The sequence below is a fragment of the Streptomyces sp. R11 genome, from assembly GCF_041051905.1.
GTDB lineage: Bacteria > Actinomycetota > Actinomycetes > Streptomycetales > Streptomycetaceae > Streptomyces.
Map to the genome: position 1 here is coordinate 5,377,857 of NZ_CP163432.1, position 22,260 is coordinate 5,400,116.

At 70.0% G+C, this 22,260-nt stretch carries 20 protein-coding genes; 11 read left to right on the plus strand and 9 right to left on the minus strand.

Annotation, left to right across the window (positions count from 1 at the left end; genetic code table 11):
* Window positions 1–8: 8 nt before the first annotated feature.
* The 4 genes from AB5J55_RS24970 to AB5J55_RS24985 all read right to left on the minus strand — a co-directional run bounded on the left by AB5J55_RS24970 (window position 9) and on the right by AB5J55_RS24985 (window position 3,676).
* Window positions 9–953 carry a M28 family metallopeptidase gene (locus AB5J55_RS24970; protein ID WP_369272798.1) on the minus strand — a complete coding sequence of 315 codons (945 nt, stop codon included), beginning with the start codon at window positions 951–953 and terminating at the stop codon, window positions 9–11.
* Between the two features lie 161 nt (window positions 954–1,114).
* The gene (locus AB5J55_RS24975; protein WP_369272799.1) at window positions 1,115–1,597 is read right to left on the minus strand and encodes a VOC family protein; all 483 of its coding nucleotides are present in this window, start codon (window positions 1,595–1,597) and stop codon (window positions 1,115–1,117) included.
* A 113-nt stretch (window positions 1,598–1,710) separates the two neighbouring features.
* Entirely contained in the window at window positions 1,711–2,664 is a 954-nt protein-coding gene (gene rarD, locus AB5J55_RS24980; RefSeq protein ID WP_369272800.1) for an EamA family transporter RarD, read from the minus strand.
* A 157-nt stretch (window positions 2,665–2,821) separates the two neighbouring features.
* The gene (locus AB5J55_RS24985; protein ID WP_369272801.1) at window positions 2,822–3,676 is read right to left on the minus strand and encodes an SDR family oxidoreductase; all 855 of its coding nucleotides are present in this window, start codon (window positions 3,674–3,676) and stop codon (window positions 2,822–2,824) included.
* An 89-nt stretch (window positions 3,677–3,765) separates the two neighbouring features.
* On the opposite strand from AB5J55_RS24985, the gene AB5J55_RS24990 reads away from it, so the two are divergent.
* Window positions 3,766–4,188 carry a winged helix-turn-helix transcriptional regulator gene (locus AB5J55_RS24990; protein ID WP_369272802.1) on the plus strand — a complete coding sequence of 141 codons (423 nt, stop codon included), beginning with the start codon at window positions 3,766–3,768 and terminating at the stop codon, window positions 4,186–4,188.
* Window positions 4,189–4,331: 143 nt separating this feature from the next.
* Here the strand turns inward: AB5J55_RS24990 and AB5J55_RS24995 are convergent, their stop codons facing one another.
* The 5 genes from AB5J55_RS24995 to AB5J55_RS25015 all read right to left on the minus strand — a co-directional run bounded on the left by AB5J55_RS24995 (window position 4,332) and on the right by AB5J55_RS25015 (window position 11,356).
* Window positions 4,332–5,411 (minus strand): 2-oxoacid:ferredoxin oxidoreductase subunit beta, encoded by a 1,080-nt coding sequence (locus tag AB5J55_RS24995; RefSeq protein WP_369272803.1) that lies wholly within the window; start codon window positions 5,409–5,411, stop codon window positions 4,332–4,334.
* Entirely contained in the window at window positions 5,404–7,332 is a 1,929-nt protein-coding gene (locus AB5J55_RS25000; protein WP_369272804.1) for a 2-oxoacid:acceptor oxidoreductase subunit alpha, read from the minus strand. Before AB5J55_RS25000 ends, AB5J55_RS24995 begins: the two co-directional genes overlap by 8 nt.
* Before the next feature lie 297 nt (window positions 7,333–7,629).
* The gene (locus AB5J55_RS25005; RefSeq protein WP_369276285.1) at window positions 7,630–8,289 is read right to left on the minus strand and encodes a LuxR C-terminal-related transcriptional regulator; all 660 of its coding nucleotides are present in this window, start codon (window positions 8,287–8,289) and stop codon (window positions 7,630–7,632) included.
* 356 nt (window positions 8,290–8,645) lie between these two features.
* Entirely contained in the window at window positions 8,646–10,010 is a 1,365-nt protein-coding gene (locus AB5J55_RS25010; protein WP_369272805.1) for a sensor histidine kinase, read from the minus strand.
* Between the two features lie 137 nt (window positions 10,011–10,147).
* Window positions 10,148–11,356, minus strand: a complete 1,209-nt coding sequence (locus AB5J55_RS25015; protein ID WP_369272806.1) for a sensor histidine kinase — start codon at window positions 11,354–11,356, stop codon at window positions 10,148–10,150.
* Window positions 11,357–11,661: 305 nt separating this feature from the next.
* Between AB5J55_RS25015 and AB5J55_RS25020 the strand changes: the two genes are divergently transcribed.
* The 10 genes from AB5J55_RS25020 (at window position 11,662) to AB5J55_RS25065 (ending at window position 22,105) form a co-directional block, all read left to right on the plus strand.
* Window positions 11,662–12,084, plus strand: a complete 423-nt coding sequence (locus AB5J55_RS25020; RefSeq protein ID WP_328424719.1) for an NADH-quinone oxidoreductase subunit A — start codon at window positions 11,662–11,664, stop codon at window positions 12,082–12,084.
* Window positions 12,075–12,758, plus strand: coding sequence for an NADH-quinone oxidoreductase subunit B (locus AB5J55_RS25025; RefSeq protein WP_369272807.1), 684 nt, complete (start codon window positions 12,075–12,077; stop codon window positions 12,756–12,758). The genes AB5J55_RS25020 and AB5J55_RS25025 overlap by 10 nt, the downstream gene beginning before the upstream one ends.
* Entirely contained in the window at window positions 12,755–14,332 is a 1,578-nt protein-coding gene (locus tag AB5J55_RS25030; protein ID WP_369272808.1) for an NADH-quinone oxidoreductase subunit C, read from the plus strand. Before AB5J55_RS25025 ends, AB5J55_RS25030 begins: the two co-directional genes overlap by 4 nt.
* On the plus strand, window positions 14,329–15,297 hold the full coding sequence (locus AB5J55_RS25035; RefSeq protein ID WP_369272809.1) for an NADH-quinone oxidoreductase subunit H: 969 nt from the start codon (window positions 14,329–14,331) through the stop codon (window positions 15,295–15,297). Before AB5J55_RS25030 ends, AB5J55_RS25035 begins: the two co-directional genes overlap by 4 nt.
* 113 nt (window positions 15,298–15,410) lie before the next feature.
* Window positions 15,411–15,932, plus strand: coding sequence for a 4Fe-4S binding protein (locus tag AB5J55_RS25040; RefSeq protein WP_369272810.1), 522 nt, complete (start codon window positions 15,411–15,413; stop codon window positions 15,930–15,932).
* Between the two features lie 17 nt (window positions 15,933–15,949).
* Window positions 15,950–16,624, plus strand: a complete 675-nt coding sequence (locus tag AB5J55_RS25045; RefSeq protein ID WP_369276286.1) for an NADH-quinone oxidoreductase subunit J — start codon at window positions 15,950–15,952, stop codon at window positions 16,622–16,624.
* Window positions 16,624–17,013: an NADH-quinone oxidoreductase subunit NuoK gene (gene nuoK / locus AB5J55_RS25050; RefSeq protein WP_369272811.1), complete on the plus strand. Its 390-nt coding sequence runs from the start codon at window positions 16,624–16,626 to the stop codon at window positions 17,011–17,013. Before AB5J55_RS25045 ends, nuoK begins: the two co-directional genes overlap by 1 nt.
* Window positions 17,010–19,004 (plus strand): NADH-quinone oxidoreductase subunit L, encoded by a 1,995-nt coding sequence (locus AB5J55_RS25055; protein WP_369272812.1) that lies wholly within the window; start codon window positions 17,010–17,012, stop codon window positions 19,002–19,004. The genes nuoK and AB5J55_RS25055 overlap by 4 nt, the downstream gene beginning before the upstream one ends.
* Before the next feature lie 6 nt (window positions 19,005–19,010).
* Window positions 19,011–20,585 (plus strand): NuoM family protein, encoded by a 1,575-nt coding sequence (locus AB5J55_RS25060; RefSeq protein WP_369272813.1) that lies wholly within the window; start codon window positions 19,011–19,013, stop codon window positions 20,583–20,585.
* Window positions 20,582–22,105, plus strand: a complete 1,524-nt coding sequence (locus AB5J55_RS25065) for an NADH-quinone oxidoreductase subunit N (protein ID WP_369272814.1) — start codon at window positions 20,582–20,584, stop codon at window positions 22,103–22,105. The genes AB5J55_RS25060 and AB5J55_RS25065 overlap by 4 nt, the downstream gene beginning before the upstream one ends.
* Window positions 22,106–22,260 lie beyond the last annotated feature (155 nt).

The following is a 22,260-nucleotide window of genomic DNA, read 5'->3' on the forward strand; positions in this document are numbered from 1 at the left end:
CCGGTGCCCTACTCCGACAGCTCCCATACGGCGTACGCGACGGCGTCGCTGTTGCGGTTGAGGGCGGTGTCGTTGATGTTGGACGTGTTGTCGCAGGACGAGTGGTAGCAGCGGTCGAAGGACTGCCCCGCCGTACCGCCCCACTTGGCCGCCTGCGCCGCGGTCTTCGCACGGCTGGCCCCCGTGAACAGTCCGCCCACCGGCACGCCCGCGCTCTTGAACGGCGCGTGGTCGGAGCGGCCGTCGCCCTCGGTCTCGATCTCGGTCGCGACGCCGAGGCCGGCGTAGTAGTCCTTGAAGGTCTTCTCGATCGCGGGGTCGTCGTCGTAGACGAAGTAGCCGGGGTTGGGCGAGCCGATCATGTCGAAGTTCAGATAGCCGCTGATCTTGGCGCGGTTGGCGGAGGAGAGGTTGTTGACGTAGTAGCGGGAGCCGACGAGCCCCAGCTCCTCCGCGCCCCACCAGGCGAACCGCAGGTGCTTGGTGGGCTGGTAGCCGGCCCGCGACACGGCGAGCGCGGTCTCCAGGACGGCCGCGGAGCCGGAGCCGTTGTCGTTGATGCCGGGGCCGGAGGAGACGCTGTCGAGGTGCGAGCCGGCCATGACGACCTGGTTGGTGTCGCCGCCGGGCCAGTCGGCGATCAGGTTGTAGCCGGTACGGCCGCCGGAGGTGAACTGCTGGATGGCCGTGGTGTACCCGGCGGCGTCCAGCTTGGCCTTCACATAGTCGAGGGAGGCCTTGTAGCCGGGGCGGCCGTGGGCGCGGTTGCCGCCGTTGGCGGTGGCTATGGACTGGAGCTGGGTGAGGTGGGCCTTCACGCTCGCCACGGGTATGTCGGGCGCGGCGGCGACGGAGGGCGCGGGTGCCGCGCCGGCTATGGATCCGCCGGTCAGCAGCAGGACGGCCGCGACGGTACCGGCCGTCATCGCGCGCCCGGAGACGGAGAGCTTCATGTGGGGGGCTCCGAATTCCAGGGGGCTCCCTGTGGGGTGGCCACAGGGGAGCCACAGTGAATGGGGTGCCTGGATCGTGGAGCTAAGCCTGACTCTCCGTCAAGAGGGCTGCCGACGCAGGAAGTTCGGGGCACGGCGCGGGTTTGAGGGCCCGGCGTGCCTCACTGCACGCAGAACTCGTTCCCCTCCGGATCCGCCATCACCGCCCACTCCCCGCCCGGCTCCTTCACATGCCGCAGCACACTCGCCCCCAGCCCCTGCAGCCGCTGGACCTCGCTCTCGCGCTCCCCGGCCGCCGCGTGCAGATCGAGATGGAGCCGGTTCTTGACGGACTTCGCCTCCGGCACGCGCTGGAACAGCACCCGCCGCCCCAGCCCGGTGCCGCTGTCCTTGTCGTACGGGTCGTCCGGATGCCGTACGGCCACCAGGTCCCGGAAGGCGAGACGCGCGTGGAACTCGACGACGGCCTCCCGCGGCAGCACGCCGAGCTCCAGCAGCCGCTCGATGAACGCGCCGTTGTCCTCGACCTCGTAGTGCAGCGCGGCGGCCCAGAAGTCGGCCTGGGACTGGGGGTTGGCGCTGTCGACGACGAGCTTCCAGTGGAGCGGGGTGGGGGCGGAGGTGGATTTCGGTGCCTGTGTCATGCGACCACTCATAGGGGGTGGGGGAGGGGGCCGCAATGAGAATCGCCGGGGCGGGGCAGTCTCAGCCCGCCCGGTGTCCCTCGGGGCGGGGCAAGCTCAGCCCGCCCGGTGTTTCAGGCGTCCACCGCGGCTGACGCCGGCTTCTCCACCCGCGGCACGCTGAGCCGGGCCATCCTGCCCCGGTGCGCGGAGCGCCACGCGTCGGCCGTCAGCAAGGTCAACGCCAGCCACACCAGCGCGAACCCGGCCCACCGCTCGGCGGGCATCGCCTCATGGAAGTACAGGATGCCGAGCAGGAACTGGAAGACCGGCGCCAGGTACTGCAGCAGCCCCAGCGTCGAGAGCGGTACGCGTATCGCGGCCGCGCCGAAGCAGACGAGCGGCAGGGCGGTCACGACGCCGGTGGCCGCGAGCAGGGCCACATGCCCGGGCCCCTCAGAGGTGAACGTCGACTCCCCGCGAGCCGCCAGCCAAGCGAGATACCCCACGGCGGGCAGGAACTGGATCGCGGTCTCCGCGGCCAGCGACTCGACGCCGCCGAGGTTGACCTTCTTCTTCACCAGCCCGTACGTGGCGAACGAGAAGGCGAGGACGAGGGAGATCCACGGCGGCCGTCCGTACCCGACCGTCAGCACGACCACGGCCGCGAGGCCGACCCCGACCGCGGCCCACTGCACGGGCCGCAGCCGCTCCTTCAGCAGCAGCACGCCCATCGCGATGGTGACGAGCGGATTGATGAAGTACCCGAGGGACGCCTCGACCACGTGCCCCGAGTTCACGGACCAGATGTAGACGCCCCAGTTGACGGTGATCACGGCCGCGGCAACGGTGACGAGCGCCAGCCGCCGCGGCTGCCGTATCAGCTCACCCGCCCAGGCCCAGCGCCGTACGAAGACCAGCGCGACCGCCACGAAGACGAGGGACCAGGCCATCCGGTGCGCGAGGATCTCGACTGCGCCGGCGGGCTTCAGCAGAGGCCAGAAGAGGGGAACGAGCCCCCACATCCCATATGCGGCGAAGCCGTTCAGCAGTCCTATACGCCGCTCTCCCTGCGACTTCCCGCTCACGGCCCCTCCTTCGCGCACACACCGGACCGCGCCCATACGGCGGTCTGCACGAAGGTAACGCCGAATACCCCTACCTGTCATGCCCGTATCGCCATACGGTCATGACAGGCGGGGTGAAGCGCCCGAGATGAACTGGGGGGAGTCAGTTCATGGGAGCTCAGGCCTTGAGGCCGGCCGCGATCGCCTCGGCCAGCGGCGTGGTCGGGCGGCCGGCCAGGCGGGACAGGTCCCCGCTGTCGACGACCAGCTCGCCCTTCTCGATGGAGGCGTCCACGCCCGCCAGGATCACGGCGAACGGCTCGGGCACTCCGGCGCCGGTCAGGATGCCGATGAGGGCGTCGGCGGAGACGGCGTTGTCGGCGATCTCCTTGCCGGTCTGCCGGCTCAGCTCGGCGGCGTACTCGGCCAGGCTCCAGGCGACGTCGCCGCCCAGTTCGTACGTCTGGTTCTCGTGCCCCTCGCCGGTCAGTACGGCGACGGCGGCGGCCGCGTAGTCGGCGCGGGAGGCGGAGGAGACGCGGCCCTCGCCGGCGGCGTGGGTGACGGCGTTGTACTGCAGCACCGGGGCGAGGTTCTCGGTGTAGTTCTCGTGGTACCAGCCGTTGCGCAGCAGCGCGTACGGCAGTCCGGACTCCAGGAGCACCTTCTCGGTGCCGCGGTGGTCGTCGGCGAGGGCGGCCGTGAGGCTGCCGGGGGCGCTGGTGTAGGCGAGCAGGGCGACGCCGGCAGCCTGTGCGGCGTCGATGACGACCTTGTGCTGGCCGACGCGGTCGCTGCCCACCTCGCTGCCGGATATGAGCAGCACCTTGTCGCCGGACGCGAACAGTCCGTCGAAGGTCTCGGGCGCGTTGTAGTCGGCGACGGCGATCCTCACGCCGCGCTCGGCGAAGTCGGCGACCTTCTCGGGGCTGCGGACGACGGCGGTGACCTGGTCGGCCGGAACCTTCTCCAGCAACTGCTCCACGACGTGGCGGCCGAGGTGTCCGGTGGCTCCGGTGACGACGATGCTCATGATCAGAACTCCTTGTGGGGTGCGGTGGCACTAACCCTAGGAGGTGCGCTAACTCAGCGAAAGTACCCACTTTGAAGTAAGGTACTGGCATGGCCGTAAGTGACGTGGTGAGCGCGACGACAAGCGCGACGACAAACAAGTACGACATCGGCGAGCAGATGTGCCCCTACCGCCTGGTCCTGGAGCACGTCACCAGCCGCTGGGGCGTCCTCGTCCTGATCGAACTGCTGGAGCGCCCCTACCGCTTCAGCGAACTGCGCCGGGCGATCGGCCGGGTCAGCGAGAAGATGCTGACCCAGACCCTCCAGACCCTGGAACGGGACGGTCTGATCCACCGCGACGCCCAGCCGGTGATCCCTCCGCGGGTCGACTACTCCCTGACCGACCTGGGCCGTGAGGCGGCGGAACAGGTGCGCGGACTGGCGCTGTGGACCAAGGACCGGATGGGCGACGTGCAGAAGGCGCGGGACGCGTACGACGCGCGCAAGAGCGGCGCCCAGCGCGGCTCCTGAACGACAGGACCAGGAGTCAGCGGAGCTGGAGTCAGCGGACCAGGAGTCAGCAGGCCCCAAGCCCCGGCAGCCTGGCCCCGGAGCGGCCGAGGGCCCGGATGCCTTACGACACCCAGGCCCTCGCCTCTCTTCGAACGTGCCGGTCAGCCAACCACCGTCCAGGTGTCCCCACCCGCCAGCAGCGCAGCCAGATCCCCCTTGCCGTTCTGCTCGATCGCCGTGTCCAGTTGGTCGGCCATCTGCGTGTCGTACACCGGACGCTCCACCGAGCGCAGCACGCCGATCGGGGTGTGGTGCAGGGTGTCCGGGTCGGCCAGGCGGGACAGGGCGAAGGCCGTGGTCGGGGATGCGCAGTGGGCGTCGTGGATGAGGATCTGCGACTCGTTCTCCGGGGTCACGGTGACGACCTTCAGGTCGCCCGTCTGCGGGTCCCGTACGACGCCGCGCGCGCCATCGGTGCCGAAGCGGATCGGCTGCCCGTGCTCCAGCCGGATCACCGCCTCCTCGGCCTGCTGCTTGTCCTTGAGGACCTCGAAGGCGCCGTCGTTGAAGATGTTGCAGTTCTGGTAGATCTCGATCAGCGCCGTACCCCGGTGGGCGGCCGCCTCGCGCAGCACCTGGGTGAGGTGCTTGCGGTCGGAGTCGACCGTGCGTGCCACGAAGGAAGCCTCCGCGCCGATGGCCAGGGACACCGGGTTGAAGGGCGCGTCCAGCGAGCCCATCGGCGTCGACTTGGTGACCTTGCCGACCTCGGAGGTCGGGGAGTACTGGCCCTTCGTCAGGCCGTAGATCCGGTTGTTGAACAGAAGGATCTTGAGGTTGACGTTGCGGCGCAGGGCGTGGATCAGATGGTTGCCGCCGATCGACAGTGCGTCACCGTCGCCCGTCACCACCCACACGCTCAGGTCCCGGCGCGACGTCGCCAGCCCGGTCGCGATCGCGGGCGCGCGGCCGTGGATGGAGTGCATGCCGTACGTGTTCATGTAGTACGGGAAGCGGGACGAACAGCCGATGCCCGAGACGAAGACGATGTTCTCCTTGGCCAGGCCCAGCTCCGGCATGAAGCCCTGGACCGCGGCGAGGATCGCGTAGTCACCGCAGCCGGGGCACCAGCGCACTTCCTGATCGGACTTGAAGTCCTTCATGGACTGGCGGGCCTCGGCCTTGGGGATGAGCGAGAGTGCCTCGATCGTGCCCGTGCCTTCCGTGGACGTCTCAGGCATCGATGGCCTCCTTGAGAGCCTTGGCGAGCTGTTCCGCCTTGAACGGCATGCCGTTGACCTGGTTGTACGAGCGGGCATCCACCAGGTACCTCGCCCGGACCAGAGTGGCGAGCTGGCCGAGGTTCATCTCGGGGATCACCACCTTCTCGTAGCGTCCGAGTACCACGCCCAGGTTGCGCGGGAACGGGTTCAGATGGCGCAGATGCGCCTGTGCGATCGACTCGCCGGCGGTGCGCAGCCGGCGGACGGCCGCCGTGATCGGCCCGTACGTCGACCCCCAGCCCAGCACCAGCGTCTTCGCCTCGTGCGGGTCGTCGACCTCCAGGTCGGGCACCTCGATGCCGTCGATCTTGGCCTGGCGGATGCGGACCATGAAGTCGTGGTTGGCCGGGGCGTAGGAGATGTTGCCCGTGCCGTCCTCCTTCTCGATGCCGCCGATCCGGTGCTCCAGGCCCGGAGTACCCGGGATCGCCCACGGCCGGGCGAGGGTCTGCGGGTCGCGCTTGTACGGCCAGAAGACCTCGCTGCCGTCCTCCAGCGTGTGGTTCGGGCCCTGCGCGAACTGCACCGTCAGATCCGGCAGCTCCTCCAGCTCCGGGATCCGCCACGGCTCCGAGCCGTTGGCCAGATAACCGTCCGACAGCAGCATCACCGGAGTGCGGTACGTCAACGCGATCCGCGCCGCCTCCAGGGCCGCGTCGAAGCAGTCGGCCGGGGTGCACGGGGCGACGATCGGGATCGGCGCCTCGCCGTTGCGGCCGAACATCGCCTGCAGCAGGTCCGCCTGCTCCGTCTTGGTCGGCAGCCCCGTCGAGGGCCCGCCGCGCTGGATGTCGATCACCAGCAGCGGCAGCTCCAGCGACACCGCCAGGCCGATCGTCTCCGACTTCAGCGCCACACCGGGGCCGGAGGTCGTGGTCACCGCCAGCGAGCCGCCGAAGGCCGCACCCAGGGCCGCGCCGATGCCCGCGATCTCGTCCTCGGCCTGGAAGGTCCGCACGCCGAAGTTCTTGTGCCGGCTCAGCTCGTGCAGGATGTCCGAGGCCGGGGTGATCGGATACGAGCCAAGGTAGAGCGGAAGGTCCGCCTGGCGGGACGCGGCGATCAGTCCGTAGGACAGGGCGAGGTTCCCGGAGATGTTGCGGTAGGTGCCGACCGGGAAGGCCGTTGTGGCCGGGGCGATCTCGTAGGAGACGGCGAAGTCCTCGGTCGTCTCCCCGAAGTTCCAGCCCGCGTGGAAGGCCGCGATGTTCGCCGCCGCGATGTCCGGCTTCTTGGCGAACTTCGACGCCAGGAACTTCTCGGTGCCCTCCGTCGGCCGGTGGTACATCCAGCTCAGCAGGCCCAACGCGAACATGTTCTTGCTGCGCTCGGCCTCTTTGCGGGTGAGGTCGAACTCCTTGAGCGCCTCGACCGTCAGCGTGGTCAGCGGCACCGGGTGGAGGCTGTAACCGTCGAGCGAGCCGTCCTCCAGGGGGCTGCTGTCATAGCCCACCTTCTGCATCGCCCGTTTGGTGAACTCGTCCGTGTTGACGATGATCTCCGCGCCGCGCGGAAGATCGCCGATGTTGGCCTTCAGAGCGGCCGGGTTCATCGCGACCAGCACGTTCGGCGCGTCGCCCGGGGTCAGGATGTCGTGGTCGGCGAAGTGCAGCTGAAAGGAGGACACGCCCGGCAGAGTGCCTGCGGGAGCGCGGATCTCGGCCGGGAAGTTCGGCAACGTCGACAGGTCGTTGCCGAAGGACGCCGTTTCCGAGGTGAAACGGTCGCCGGTGAGCTGCATACCGTCGCCCGAGTCCCCCGCGAAACGAATGATCACCCGGTCCAGCCGGCGGACGTCCTTCGTCCCTGCCGGTTTGCGCTGCTCTCCCACGACGGCTTCGTCGGCCTGCTCCGCTGGGCTACTGACCTGGCTGGTCACTGAACTGGACCTCCTTCGAGGCGGCTGTCTGCGCTGGCCTTCCCGCAAGCCTTCCCAGGATCAACCCTACGTCCGCAAAGGTCGCCCTCCCTGGGCCATTCGCATGACGGACGTGGATTTGAGCTGGTTCGCCACCCTGACTTGTCATGATTTACGCGCCCCCCGACGCTTCCTTTGAAGACGCTCCCTGTTCTTTGTTCGGTTGCCGCGTTCGTGCTGCGTTCGTGCTTGTCGGTCGGTCTGCTCGGTGGGTGCCGCGCGAGCGGTTGCCCATTTGACTGACACGGTGTCAGTCCGTCAGGAGTTCAGATAGGTGAGGACCGCGAGAACGCGTCGGTGATCCCCGTCACTCTGGTTCAGTCCGAGCTTGAGGAAGATGTTGCTGACGTGTTTCTCGACGGCACCGTCGCTCACCACCAGCTGCCGGGCGATCGCGGAGTTGGTCCGCCCCTCCGCCATCAGCCCCAGGACCTCCCGCTCCCGCGGGGTGAGCCCCGCCAGCACGTCCTGCTTACGGCTGCGGCCCAGCAGCTGGGCGACGACCTCCGGGTCGAGGGCCGTACCCCCTTGGGCCACCCGCACGACGGCGTCCACGAACTCCCGAACCTCCGCCACGCGGTCCTTGAGCAGATAGCCGACTCCACGGCTGGAACCGGCCAGCAGTTCCGTGGCGTACCGCTCCTCCACGTACTGCGACAGCACGAGTACCCCGAGTCCAGGGTGCGTCCTGCGCAGCTGCACGGCCGCCCGCACGCCTTCGTCGGTGTGCGTCGGGGGCATTCTGACGTCCGCCACCACCACGTCCGGCAGCTCGCCCTGCCCGTCGAGCTCCGTGATGGTCTTGATCAACGCTTCGCCGTCCCCGACGCCGGCCACGACCTCGTGCCCACGGTCGGTCAACAGCCGGGTCAGCCCCTCCCTGAGCAGCACCGAATCCTCGGCGATGACCACCCGCACCCTGTCCTCCACGATCCCCGGCCCCCCGCGCCTCGGCGTTCGGCCGAGCGTGCCCCGGCCCTGTCGTCCTCGCGACCTCAGTATCCCGCGATCTGCTCTCCGTCACCGGGCCTGTGGATAACCTGCCCGAGCCGGTTGGGATCGCTTGTGGACAAAGGAGGCGTCCTTGGGGGCGCGTGCTCGGGGAGCACTCGCCTGCAAGAGACCGAAGGAGGGCTGGGGGCCGAAGAGCCGGGGCCCAACAACCGGGGCCGAAGAAGGGCCGTGGGGGGCGTGACGATGGCCTGGAGGCGGACGAGGTCCGCTCCAGGCCAATGACATTTGTCGAACTACACAGTGGGCTTACACCCATGCGGCTACACGGTCCGCCAAGGAAGCTCCGCCGTGACCCGAGTAGGCCCGCCGACCGGCGAGTCCACCACCAGAATCCCGTCCACCGCGTCCAGCCGCTCCGCCAGCCCGGACAGCCCCGACCCTCCGGATGTGTCGGCGCCACCGATCCCGTTGTCCACGACCTGCAGCATCAACCGGTTCTCCACCCGCCACACATCCACCGCCGCCCATGTGGCCCGTGCATGCTTGCTGATGTTCTGCAGCAGCTCCGACACCGTGAAGTAGGCGATCCCCTCGATCGCCGGCACCGGCCGCTCCTCCAGATCCACCTGGACCTCCACCGGCACCGTGCACCGCGAGGCCACCGCCGACAGGGCCGCGTCCAGCCCTCGGTCCGTCAGGACCGCCGGATGGATCCCGCGGGCCAGATCCCGCAGCTCCTGAAGCGCCGTCTTCACCTCGCCGTGCGCCTCGTCGACCATTCGCGCCGCCGCCTGCGGGTCCTCCGTCAGCTTCTCCTTCGCCAGACCCAGATCCATGGCCAGAGCCACCAGTCGGGCCTGGGCGCCATCGTGCAGGTCGCGCTCGATGCGCCGCAGGTCCGCAGCGGCCGTATCGACGACGACACCGCGGTCCGACTCCAGCTCCACCACGCGCGTGGCCAGCCGCGACGGCCCGAGCAGGCCGTGCACCAGCAGCCGGTCCACCTGCGTCAGCGCCCGCACGATCCACGGCGTGGCCAGCGTGAACAGCAGGCCCACCAGCGCGGTGACCGTGATTTCGAAGGGGTTGTCGAGGTAGAACTGGTGCGTCTCGTCGCCGTAGACCTGAATGCCGTCCTGGCCGACCCACATCGGGAACACCCAGAACCACAGCGGATACGTCAGCATCGCCCAGCCGTACGCCCAGACGTTCACGGCGACGACGAAGGAGAACACCGCCCACGGGAAGTGCAGCACCGCGTACAGCACGCTGCGCCACGACGTCCCGCTCTTCAGTACAGCGCCTATCCACGCCATGAACCCGCGCCGGCGCATCCGCAGCGGCTCCGGGTCGGCCACCTCCAGGTGCAGCAGCGCACGCGCGCGTGCCCGCTCCAGCGCCCCGAAGGCCCGGCAGCCGGCGAGCCCCGCGGCCAGCACCGGGATGCCGAGGAACGTCACCAGCAGGCCCGCGCCCAGCGACACCATCGTGATGGCGTAGACGAACAGCATGATGCTGATCGGCAGGCTGAGCAGCACATAACCGAACTCGCGCCAGCTGCGTGCCTCGAACGGCGCCCGCAGCCCGGCCGGCAGCCGGTGCCGTCGCTCACCGCCGTGCTCGGGAAGGCCGTGCTCGGGGTAACCGAGCCCGTGCCCGTAGCCCTGTCCGTACTCCGTGGCCATCGGCGTCGTCCGTTCTCCTCGTCCCGTCAGCCCCGCCTCGGGGCTGTGCCGTCGTATCTCCAACCCTGCTGCGTCGCAGGTCCACGGACCATGGAGGCCGTCGGCGTCTTGAACGGGGGGTTTTCCCTACCCCTGCGCTATCCCTGCCCGGGGACGCGGTCGCGCCAGGGCAGCTCCGCCGTCACGGTCGTAGGGCCGCCGCGGGGTGATTCGATGACGAACAGGCCGTCCACGGCGTCCAGCCGGTCGGCGAGACCGCGCATGCCCGTGCCGCCGTCTAGGCGCGCGCCCCCGCGGCCGTCGTCCCACACCTGGATGAGCAGCCGCTCGTCCGAACGCCACACGTCGACCGACGCCGACTTCGCCCCGCTGTGCTTGCTGACGTTCTGCAGCAGCTCGGAGACGGTGAAGTAGGCGATGCCCTCGATGGCCGCGGCCGGTCTGGAGAGCAGGTCGACGGTCACCTTCACCGGCACCGTGCAGCGTGAGGCGACCGCCGACAGGGCGGCATCCAGGCCGCGGTCGGTGAGGACGGCCGGGTGGATGCCGCGGGCGAGGTCCCGTAGCTCCTGGAGTGCCAGTTTCACCTCGCCGTGCGCCTCCGCGACCATCGACGCCGCCACGTCGGGATCCTCCAGCAGCTTCTCCTTGGCCAGGCCCAGCCCCATGGCCAGGTTGACCAGACGGGCCTGAGCGCCGTCGTGCAGGTCGCGCTCGATGCGCCGCAGATCGGCCGCGGCCGTGTCCACCACCACCCCCCGGTCCGACTCCAGTTCCGCGATACGGCGCTCCAGCTCGTCGGAGGGCGACAGCAGGCCGCGCACCATCGCCCGGTCCGCGTTCGCCAGGCCCCGCGCGATGAACGGCAGCACCGGCCACAGCACGAACAGCGACGTCAGCGTGATGGTGAAGGTGAGGACGCCCCAGGGCAGGCGGATGAAGTCGTACAGGATCGTGCGCCAGCCGACGGGGTCCTTCAGCGCCAGCCACAGCTGGGGGAAGAAGCCGTCCTTGCCGCCGCGCAACGGCAGCCGACTCGGCTCGTCCACCTGCATCCCGAGCAACGCACGCGCGCGTGAGCGCTCCAGCTTGCCCAACTGCCGCGCGCCCAGCAGGCCGGCGGCGAGCAGCGGGAACCCGATCACCGTCAGCGTCAGCAAGGCACCGGTGAACAGCACTGTCACGACGTAGACGAAGCCGAGCAGCGACATCGGAAGGTTCGCCAGAAGGTGCGCGATCTCTTTCCAGGTGTGCCGGTCGTAGGCGAAACGGGCGGGCGGCAGCGGCGGCTGGTCACCCTCGGAACCCCGGGAGGGGTCCCACGAAGGGCTGGGGCTTTCGGTCATATGGGCTAGCGTGCCGCGCGGTGCGCCGCCGCGCCATGAGGCGGACCGCCGTGGTCTTGCGGGGGAAATCCCCACCCCCGCGCCGAACCTCGCGACCGGCCGGGGGTCGGCTGCCGTGTCCCGAGGACAGACGTGCGGCGTCCTGAGGCGAGTCTCGACGAGATCTCAACGTGTGACGGGCTGCTTACGCTGTCTTTAGCAGGGCCTAGACTCCCGTGCGTACAGATCGTCGAACAGCGGTGTTCACGAGACCACAGGTCGCAGGACACTGGTAGGACAACGAGGTCAGGGAGCGAGGGGCGGACGTGTCGGAACAGACCGTCGTCGTCGCGGCGGATGTGCACTACGTCGTCGTCTCGGCGGACTACTTCCAGTCCTACTCGGTCGTCGGACTGCTGGCCGTCATCGGCGTGCTGTTCGTCGCCGTCGCCTTCGGGGCGGGCCGACTGCTGCGCCCCGTGGTCCCTACGCCCGAGAAGCTCCTGACGTACGAGTGCGGAGTCGATCCCGTCGGCGAGGGCTGGGCCCACACCCAGGTCCGCTACTACGTCTACGCCTTCCTCTACGTGATCTTCGCCATCGACTCGATCTTCCTGTTCCCCTGGGCGACGGTGTTCGCCGACCCGGGCTACGGCGCGACCACCCTCGTCGAGATGTTCATCTTCCTCGGCTTCCTGGCCGTGGGCCTGCTCTACGCATACAAGAAGGGCGTCCTGGCATGGACGTGACGCCAGAAGTGAACTCGCCGGAGCGCGCGGAAGTGGATTCGCCGGAGCCCGTTCTGCTCCCGGAGCCGAAGCGGCTGGGCGCCTTGGCCCGCCTCGCCCCGGAGCCGATGAAGGTGATCCTGAACTGGGGCCGCCGCTACTCGCTCTGGGTCTTCAACTTCGGGCTCGCCTGCTGCGCCATCGAGTTCATCGCCGCGTCGATGGCCCGCCACGACTTCATCCGCCTCGGCGTGATCCCGTTCGCGCCCGGCCCCCGGCAGGCCGACCTCATGGTCGTCTCGGGCACGGTCACGGACAAGATGGCCCCGGCCGTGAAGCGCCTGTACGAACAGATGCCCGAGCCGAAGTACGTCATCTCCTTCGGCGCCTGCTCGAACTGCGGCGGCCCGTACTGGGACTCCTACTCCGTCACCAAGGGCGTCGACCAGATCATCCCGGTGGACGTCTACGTCCCCGGGTGCCCGCCACGCCCCGAGGCACTGCTCCAGGGCATCCTGAAGCTCCAGGAGAAGATCGCGCGGGAGTCGCTGGTGGAGCGGTACGGCGCCGGAGCGGCCCGGCCGTCCACGGCGGCGTTGCAGAGTGGGTTGGTGCGCGGGCCGCAGGCGCCCGGCGCCGGCGGAACGGGTGCCGGCGGCGCGGGTGCCGGCGGCGTGGGGGAGGCCGACCGATGACGACGATCGGCTGGCTGCCCGCCCCCGTCGGGGACCTCTTCGGCCCGGAGGCCACGGCCGAGGAGTCCTATGAGGTCCTGACGGTCGATGTCCCCCCGACGTCCTGGATCCCGGCACTTGAAGCAGCCCGCGACGAGCTGGGCTGCACCTACTTCGACTGGCTGAGCGCGGTCGATGAACCCGGCACGGGCTTCCGTGTCGCGGCCCACGTCGCCGCCCTGTCTCCGGTACGGCGCCTGTTGGTCCGCACGACGGTCCCGCACGAGGCACCGACACTGCCCTCCGCGATCGGCGTCTACGCGGGCGCGGCCTGGCACGAACGCGAGACGCACGAAATGTTCGGCGTGGCCTTCACCGACCACCCCGCCCTCGACCACCTGCTCCTCCCGGAGAACTTCGAGGGCCACCCCCTCCGCAAGGACTTCGTCCTGGCAGCCCGCGTCGCCAAGGCCTGGCCCGGCGCCAAGGAACCCGGCGAGTCCGAACACGGCGGCCCCAAGCGCCGCCAAATGCTGCCCCCCGGCGTCCCCGACCCGAACGAATGGGGCCCCCTGAAGGGCCAACTCCCCCCTGCCCCCGCCCGCCCGGCCCGCGGCGCGGCACGCACGGCCGGGGAACGGCCGACCCGCGCAGCGGGGGAGCGACCGGTCCGACGCGCGCGTACGGCGGCGGAGGGTTCGGCGAGCCAGGCGGAGACACCGGCTGCGGGTGAGACTCCGACGGGCGCTCCTGCTGCGGGCGTGGCGAGGCGGTCGCGTACGGCGGCGGAGGGGTCGGCCAGTCAGGCGGAGGCCCCTGCTGCGGGTGGGGCTCCTGTTGCGGGAGCGGCGCGGCGTTCCCGTACGGCCGCGGAGGGTTCGGCCGGCCAGACGGAAGCCTCGGCTGGTGCAGCGCCCGCGACGGGTGCGGCCCGGCGTGCGCGTACGGCAGCCGAAGGGTCGGTCAGCCAGCAGGAGACGGCATCGGCAGTCGAGACGCCGGCCGGCGAGACGGCTGCTACGGACTCCGAGACCTCGCCGGAGGCGGGCGGGCCCCCGGGTGCCACCGGCACACCGGCAACCACGGCCGGCACGTCGACCACGCCGCGCCGCACCCGGAGCGCAGGCGAGGGCTCGGCAAGCCAGCGGACCCCTTCCGATACGGAGGCATCCCGCGAGGCGGCTGCGGGCACGGCTGCTTCCGGCGCGGCTGCGTCCAGGGCGGCTGCAACGGATGGGACGTCGGCTGACGCGGCCGACGACGCCACCACCCCCTCCACCCCTTCGGCCACTCCCGAGCCCCCCTCGACCCCCCGCAGCTCGGACGCCCCCTGGCACCACGCCCGCCCGGCCTTCGACGAACCGGCACTCAAGCAACGACCCGAGGCCGAGCAGCAGCAGTCCGAGCCCGAGCCGCGGACCGAAGCCGAGGCTCAAACCGAGGCCGAGGCCCAGACCGAGGCCGAGTCACCGTCGGAGACCCCGGCGAAGCACGGCTCGTCCGACCCCGCAGCCACGTCCGACGACGCCGCAGACTCCACCGACGAGAACCCGAACCACCCGGACCACAAAGACCCCTCAGGAGGCCCGCAGTGAACGACGCGCTCGACGTCACCCTGCGACTCCTGATCGTCTTCGTCGTCTTCCTCACCTTTCCCCTGCTCATCGGTCAGACCGAGCACAAGGTGATGGCCCACATGCAGGGCCGCCTCGGCCCGATGTACGCCGGCGGCTTCCACGGCTGGGCCCAACTCGTCGCCGACGGCGTGAAGTTCGCGCAGAAGGAGGACGTCGTCCCGGCGGGCGCGGACCGCCGTATCTTCCAGCTCGCCCCCGCTGTGGCCCTCCTGCCGTACCTGCTCGTACTCCTCGCCATCCCCATCGGCCCCAGCGAGGGCGCGGTCGGTGAGGTCATCGACGCGGGCATCTTCTTCGTCCTGGCGGTCATGGGCGTAGGCGTCCTCGGCTCACTCATGGCCGGCTGGGCCTCCGCCAACAAGTTCTCCCTCCTCGGCGGCCTCCGCACCGCCGCTCAGCTCCTCGCCTACGAACTCCCGATGCTGCTCACCGCCGCCTCCGTGGCGATGGCTGCCGGAACCGTCTCCCTCCCCGGCATCCTCGACGCCTTCGAGTGGTGGTGGCTGCCCTGGCAGATCGTCGGCGCGATCGTCTTCTTCGTCGCCGGACTGGCTGAGCTGCAGCGTCCCCCCTTCGACATGCCCGTCGCCGACTCGGAGATCATCTTCGGCGCCTACACCGAGTACACCGGTCTCCGTTTCGCTCTCTTCCTCCTCGCCGAGTACGCCGGAATCGTCGTCCTGTGCGGCCTGACCACCGTCCTCTTCCTGGGCGGTTGGCACGGCCCCTGGGGCGCCGACGGCCTCGGCTGGGTCTGGACCCTCCTGAAGACGGCCGTCCTCGCCTTCATCGTGATCTGGCTCCGCGTCACCTATCCCCGCCTGCGCGAGGACCAGCTCCAGAAGCTCTCCTGGACTCTCCTCGTCCCCCTCTCCCTCGCCCAGATCGCCCTCACCGGCATCGTCAAGGTGGTGATCCAGTAACCATGTCCCGCCCGTCACCCGACCACCACCCCTCAACGACCCCCTCCGGGCGGCCCCGCCGATCGATTCCCGGCAGTGGCCTGGCCAAGGGGCTGGCCGTCACCCTCCGCACGATGACGAGGAAGTCCGTCACCGCGCAGTACCCGGACACCCAGCCCGACCTCCCGCCCCGCACCCGTGGCGTGATCGGCCTGTTCGAGGAGAACTGCACGGTCTGCATGCTCTGCGCCCGCGAGTGCCCGGACTGGTGCATCTACATCGACTCCCACAAGGAGACGGTCCCGGCTGCGGCCCCCGGCGGCCGCGAACGCAGCCGCAACGTCCTCGACCGCTTCGCCATCGACTTCTCCCTGTGCATGTACTGCGGTATCTGCATCGAGGTCTGTCCTTTCGACGCCCTGTTCTGGTCCCCGGAGTTCGAGTACGCCGAGACCGACATCCGCGAGCTCACCCACGAGCGCGACAAGCTCCGCGAGTGGATGTGGACCGTGCCGGCCCCGCCCGCCCTCGACCCCGGCGCGGAGGAGCCCAAGGAGATCGCCGCCGCCCGCAAGACCGCCGAGAAGCTGGCGGCCACGCAGGCTGCGGAGGCCGCGCCGACCGAGGCGACCGAGCCGCAGGAGGGTGAGTCGTGACCCTCACTTCCACCGCGCTGACCCTGGCCGCCGACACCCACGGCTTCCTTTCCCCGACCGGCGTGGAGATCGTTTTCCTCCTGGTGGGTCTGGTCACCTTCGGCGCCGCGCTGGTCACCGTCACCACACGGCAGCTGGTGCACGCTGCCCTGTGGCTGGTGGTCACGCTCGGCGGCCTCGCCGTCGAGTACCTCCTGCTCACCGCCGAGTTCATCGCGTGGGTGCAGGTCCTCATCTACGTCGGTTCCGTCGTCGTCCTCCTCCTGTTCGGTCTGATGCTCACCCGAGCCCCCATCGGCCGCTCCCCGGACGCCGACTCCGGCAACCGCTGGGCCGCGCTCACCGTGGCCGTCGCCTCCGCGGCCACCCTGATCTGGGTGGTCGTGGACGCCTTCCGCACTACCTGGATCGACCTTGACGGCCCCGCTGCCGGCTCCACCAAGGCCACCGGCGAGAGCCTCTTCCAGAACTGGGTCCTCCCCTTCGAGGCCCTCTCCGTCCTCCTCCTCGCCGCCCTGGTCGGCGCGATCGTCCTGTCCCGCAAGGCGAAGACCGAGTCGGGCTCTCCCTCTGTGAACTCCCGTGCCGTGACCGGTGGTTCCCCATCCGTCCCGGATTCCCGTAATCACCCGACCGGGCGAAACAAGCCGGTCGAGGGAACCGATCCGGCCGAGCAGGAAGGCGCCCGCTGATGCACCTCGCCTATCCCGCCGTACTGTCCGTCCTTCTCTTCTGCACCGGCCTGTACGGCGTGCTCGCCCGCCGCAACGCGATCCTGGTCCTGATGTCGGTCGAGCTGATGCTCAACGCCGTCAACCTCAACCTGGTCGCCTTCGACGTCTGGCTCAGCAAGACCGCCGAGGAGACCCTGCACTCCGGCCAGGCGCTGACCCTGTTCACCATCACCATCGCCGCCGCCGAGATCGGCATCGGCCTGGCGATCGTCCTCGCCGTCCACCGCAACCGTGGCACCGCGGACATCGACAAGCTCCGCGACACCGCCGAGAGCCACGACACCGACGGCCCCGACCGCGACGCCTCCACGGCCCAGCAGGCCGAGAAGGCTGAGGCCACCGCGTGACCACGACCACCCTCGCCGTCCTCGTCCCCCTCCTTCCCTTCCTCGGCGCCGCGGCCGGCCTGCTCCTGGGCCGCACCGCGCCCGGCTTCGTCCGCCCGCTCGCCGTCCTGCCGACGCTGACGTCCCTCGTCCTCGCCGCGGTGGTCGCCGTGCGCCAGGGCGGAGACCAGGCGATCAACGCCGCCACCGAGCTCACACCCACCGGCTCGGTCCCGATCGAGCTCGCCCTGTACATCGACGGCTTCGCCGCTCTCGTCGCCGTACTCGTCGGTGTCGTCGCCACCTGCGTGCAGATCTACTCCACGGGCTACCTGCGCGAGGACCCGCGCTACCCCTCGTACGCCGCTCTCGTCTCCCTGTTCACCTCGGCAATGCTGCTCGTCGTCTACTCCGGCGACCTGATGGTGCTGCTGGTCGGCTGGGAGATCATGGGCATCTGCTCGTACTTCCTGGTCGGCCACTACTGGGAGACCCCGGAGGCCCGCGCCGCCTCCATCAAGGCGTTCCTGGTGACCAAGCTCGGTGACGTCCCCTTCCTCATCGGCCTGTTCGCGCTGGCCACCGACGCCGGGTCCTTCCGCATCACGAAGATCCTCGGCACCGTCGCGAGCGGCGGACTCGACCACCCGACGCTGATCGCCCTGCTGCTCCTCGCGGGCGTGGCGGGCAAGTCGGCGCAGTTCCCGCTGCACACCTGGCTCCCCGACGCGATGGCGGGTCCGACGCCCGTCTCCGCGCTGATCCACGCCGCGACGATGGTCGCCGCCGGCGTCTACTTCGTCGCGCGTCTCCTCCCGGTCTTCGAAGCCTCCCAGGCCGCGATGATCGTCCTCGCCGTCATGGCCGCCGTCACGATGGTCGGCTCGGGTATCGCCGCGCTCGCCCAGGACGACATCAAGCGCGTCCTCGCCTACTCGACGATCGGTCAGCTCGGCTACATGACCGGCGCCCTCGCCGTCGCCGACCGCGGTGCCGCCGTCTTCCACCTCCTGTCCCACGGCGCCTTCAAGGCGCTGCTGTTCCTCGCGGCCGGCGTGATCATCCACGCCGCCGGCACCAACTCGCTGGCCGCCATGTCCCGCATGACCCACCTGCGCAACCGCGTCCCGGACGCCTTCTGGACGATGACCGTGGCGCTCCTCGCGCTCGCCGCGATCCCGCCGTTCAGCGGGTTCTTCTCCAAGGAGTCCGTCCTCGGTGCCGCCGAGCACGTCGCCACCGGCCACACCGAACACGCCCCAGGGGCCGCGGGCTGGATCGTCCTCGTCACCGGCCTGCTCACGGCCCTGCTCACCGCCGCCTACGCGATGCGCCTGTGGCTGCTGGCCTTCCGCGGCCACGGCGCCGAGGCCCCCGACCACGGCAGACAGCCCCTGACGATGACCGTGGTGCTGTGGGTGCTCGCCGCCCCGTCCCTCGCCGTCGGCGCTTTCGCCTACCGCGTGCTCCCCGACTGGTTCGACGGCGGTGACCTCGCCCCGACCCTCACCACCTCGGTCCTCGGCACGGGCGTGGCCCTGGTCGGCGGCATCGTCACCTACGCGGCCTGGCACCACCTCGCGGCCGTGGCGGCACGCGTCCCGCTGGGTGCTGTCGCGGCCCACCCCGAGGGTGACGCCGCCCAGGTCGAGGCCGAGGCCATTGCCAGCCACGCGCCCGTGTACGGAGGAGTGGCCTACGCGCCCGACCCGGCGGACCCTGGCCGGCTGCTGCTCGGCCCACTGCACCGGCATGCCGCCGTCGGCTTCCACCTCGACGCGCTGTACCGGGCCCTGTTCGTCCGCCCGGTCCAGGCCGGCGCGAGTCTCGTCCGGTTCCTCGACCGCGAGGTCGTCGACACCTATGTGCGCGGCGCGGGTGCGCTACCCCGCTGGCTCGGCATCGCCGTACGGCGCGCCCAGACGGGCAATGTGCAGACCTATGTGAGCGCGCTGCTCGCCGGCACCGTCGTCCTGGCGGTCGCCGCCGTCCTCGTCGCCACGGGAGCGTGAGCAGGCGTGATCGATATCAACGAGTCCGTGATGCAGGTCCTTCTGGCATTCGTCGTCGTCGGCCCGCTCCTCGGCGCCGCCGCGGCTCTTCTGCCCGCCCCGCCCGGGCTGAAAGGGAAGTCACCCGAGCAGGCCGTGCTCCGGCACGGCGTCACCGTTACCGGCGCGGTCCTCATCGCCGCGATCGTCCTGGTGCTCGGCTTCGACCACGACCAGCCGTCGAAGATGCAGGCCAGCACCGACATCAGCTGGATCCCAGCACTTGACGTGCGCATCCACCTCGGCATCGACGGCATCTCCCTGCCCCTTCTGGTACTGACCGCGCTGCTGACCTTCCTTTGCGCGCTCTACTCGTACTTCAAGATGCCTGCGGGCCCGACCCCGAAGGCCTTCGTCGCACTGGTGCTCGTCCTGGAGTCCGGCACCCTCGCCACCTTCGCCGTCCTCGACCTGCTGCTCTTCTTCCTCGCCTTCGAGATGGTCCTGATCCCGATGTACTTCCTCATCGCCCGCTGGGGCGGCGAGGGCAAGGCCACGGCCGCCTGGAAGTTCATCCTCTACACGCTGCTCGGCTCCGTGGTCATGCTGCTCGGCCTGCTCCTGATCGGAGTCAAGGCGGGCACATTCGACATGGTGGCACTCGCCACTGACAACGGCCGGTCCCTGACTGCATCCGTGCAGGTCATCGCCGTTTTGTCGATCGGTATCGGGCTCGCGGTCAAGACGCCGATGTGGCCCCTGCACAGCTGGCTGCCCGACGCCCACACCGCCGCCCCGACCGTCGGCTCGGTCCTGCTGGCCGGCGTCCTGCTGAAGATGGGAACGTACGGGTTCGTCCGGATTCTCCTGCCGATCGCTCCCGACGGCTTCGCCGACTTCGCGCCCTACCTCGCCGCCTTCGCCGTCGTCGGGATCATCTACGGATCCCTGGCCTGCCTCGCCCTCGCCAAGCGGGGCGCGAAGGGCGACCTCAAGCGCCTGATCGCCTACTCCTCCGTCGGCCACATGGGCTTCGTCCTGCTCGGCATCGCCACGATGACCCCGACCGGTGTGAACGGCGCCCTGTTCGCCAACATCGCCCACGGCCTCATCACCGGCCTCCTCTTCTTCCTGGTCGGCGCGCTGAAGGACCGTACGGGGACCACTGACCTCGACACCCTCGCCGACAAGACCGGCGCGGCCCTCTACGCCAAGACGCCCCGCCTCGGCGGCCTCCTCGCGTTCGCCGCGGTCGCCTCGCTCGGGCTGCCGGGCCTCGCCGGGTTCTGGGGCGAGATGCTCGCGCTGTTCGGGGCGTTCGAGCCCGCGGCCCAGCTCAATCGGCCGGCCTTCCTGACCTTCATGGCGATCGGCGCCTTCGGCACCCTGCTCACCGCCGCGTACCTGCTCGTCGTGGTCCGCCGCGTCTGCATGGGCGCCGCGCCGCAGGAAGCCCCGAAGCTCGCCGACATCCAGAGTTACGAGTTCGCGGCCTGGACCCCGCTCGTCGCCCTCACCGTCGTCGCCGGACTGTGGCCGAAGACCCTCCTCGGCCTGACCGACCCGGCCGTGCAGCAGCTCCTCGCAGGAGGCACCCGATGAGCTCCCTGGCCCAGCCACTGGCCGAGTCGGTGGTTCAGTCAGTCGACTGGCTCGCCATCGCGCCGCCCACCATTGCGGCGGTCGTGGGACTCGTGGTCCTCGTCGCCGACCTGTTCGTCGCGGAGAACAAGAAGGCCCTGCTCGGCTGGACGTCCGTGGTCGGCCTGGCTGCCTCCATCGTCCTGCTGCTGCCCCTTCTGGACGGCGACCGCTCCACCTTCTGCCTGACCGGCGACGCCGCGGTCTGCAGCTATACGGCCGACCGCTTCACCCTCGTGATCCAGTTCCTGGTTCTCGGCGGCGCCCTCCTCGCGGCGCTCCTATCGGTCACCGCTCTCAAGGACGCCGACAAGGAACTCCCCGAGGGGGAGTACTGGTTCCTGCTGCTCTCCTCCGCCGCCGGTGCCGCCCTGCTGCCCGCCTCCCGGGACCTGGCGACCCTCATCGTCGCGCTCGAAGTCGCCTCGCTTCCGGCCTTCGCGCTGGTCGGCCTCCGTTTCGGTGACCGCAAGTCCTCCGAAGCGGCCCTGAAGTTCTTCCTGTCCTCGGTCACGGCGACCGCGGTCAGCCTCATGGGCATCAGCTTCGTTTACGCCTCAACCGGCACCCTCTACCTCACGCAGATCGCCGACCGGATCCAGAACGTCGACGGACAGCTCCAGACCCTCGCCCAGACGGGAGTCGTCCTCACTCTGGTCGGCTTCGCCTTCAAGACGGCCGCCGTCCCCTTCCACTTCTGGGTGCCGGACACGTACGTAGGGGCGCCCCTACCGGTCGCCGCCTACCTCTCGGTCGTCGGCAAGGCGGTCGGCTTCACCGGGCTGATCCTCGTCACGGTCATCGCCCTGCCGTCGTACGCCGACGTCTGGGGCCCGGCCCTCGCGGCGCTGGCCGCCCTCACCATGACCGTCGGCAACGTCGGGGCCCTGCGCCAGCAGGCCACGCGCGCGTACAGCGCGGTACGCCTGCTCGCCTGGTCCTCCGTCGGCCAGGCCGGCTACCTCCTGGTGCCGATTGCCGCCGCCGCGTACTCCGACGACGGCGAGCGTGCCATCGGCTCCACCGTCGCCTACGCCCTCATGTACGCCGCCGTGAACCTGGGCGCCTTCGCAGTGGCCGCCCTGGTGGGCCGTACGAAGTCCCTGAACCGCATCAGCGACTACCGCGGCCTGTACGCGCACAACCCCCTGACCGCCCTGATCCTGGCCTTCTTCCTGCTCTGCCTGGCCGGACTTCCGCCGGGCATCATCGGTCTCTTCGCCAAGGTCACCGTCTTCTCCGCCGCCGTAGACGCGGGCCTGGGCTGGCTGGCCGTGGTCATGGCCGTCAACGTGGTGATCGCGCTGTTCTACTACCTCCAGTGGACGGCCCTGCTGTTCCGTGCGCCCGAGGGGGAGGCCGGGGTGCACCTCCTCCCTGCGCCACTCACCGCCGCGATGGCCCTCACCGGCGTTGTCGGCATCGCCTTGTCCGGAGCCCCTCAGCTGATCCTGCGCTTCGCCGACACCGGGCTCTTCTGAGCCTCTGACCCACTTCCTGTACGCGCGCGTGGATCACTCGGCCCTCACGCGCGCGTAGCCGTGCGCCGGCGCCTTCACCCGGACGGCCCACGCCTGCCGCCCTGCCCACCAGGGAACCCGTGGCCCTCGCCTGGCGTTGACCAGTACAGAAGGGT

Bases quoted from the DNA above. Each gene is read 5' to 3' on its own strand.
- AB5J55_RS25025 (WP_369272807.1), top strand. From the start codon at position 12,075: ATGGACGTGACGCCAGAAGTGAACTCGCCGGAGCGCGCGGAAGTGGAT.
- AB5J55_RS24995 (WP_369272803.1), bottom strand. From the start codon at position 5,411: ATGCCTGAGACGTCCACGGAAGGCACGGGCACGATCGAGGCACTCTCG.
- AB5J55_RS25015 (WP_369272806.1), bottom strand. From the start codon at position 11,356: ATGACCGAAAGCCCCAGCCCTTCGTGGGACCCCTCCCGGGGTTCCGAG.
- AB5J55_RS25030 (WP_369272808.1), top strand. From the start codon at position 12,755: ATGACGACGATCGGCTGGCTGCCCGCCCCCGTCGGGGACCTCTTCGGC.
- AB5J55_RS24975 (WP_369272799.1), bottom strand. From the start codon at position 1,597: ATGACACAGGCACCGAAATCCACCTCCGCCCCCACCCCGCTCCACTGG.
- AB5J55_RS24985 (WP_369272801.1), bottom strand. From the start codon at position 3,676: ATGAGCATCGTCGTCACCGGAGCCACCGGACACCTCGGCCGCCACGTC.
- AB5J55_RS25010 (WP_369272805.1), bottom strand. From the start codon at position 10,010: ATGGCCACGGAGTACGGACAGGGCTACGGGCACGGGCTCGGTTACCCC.
- AB5J55_RS24990 (WP_369272802.1), top strand. From the start codon at position 3,766: ATGGCCGTAAGTGACGTGGTGAGCGCGACGACAAGCGCGACGACAAAC.
- AB5J55_RS25065 (WP_369272814.1), top strand. From the start codon at position 20,582: ATGAGCTCCCTGGCCCAGCCACTGGCCGAGTCGGTGGTTCAGTCAGTC.
- AB5J55_RS25040 (WP_369272810.1), top strand. From the start codon at position 15,411: ATGACGAGGAAGTCCGTCACCGCGCAGTACCCGGACACCCAGCCCGAC.
- nuoK (WP_369272811.1), top strand. From the start codon at position 16,624: ATGCACCTCGCCTATCCCGCCGTACTGTCCGTCCTTCTCTTCTGCACC.
- AB5J55_RS24970 (WP_369272798.1), bottom strand. From the start codon at position 953: ATGAAGCTCTCCGTCTCCGGGCGCGCGATGACGGCCGGTACCGTCGCG.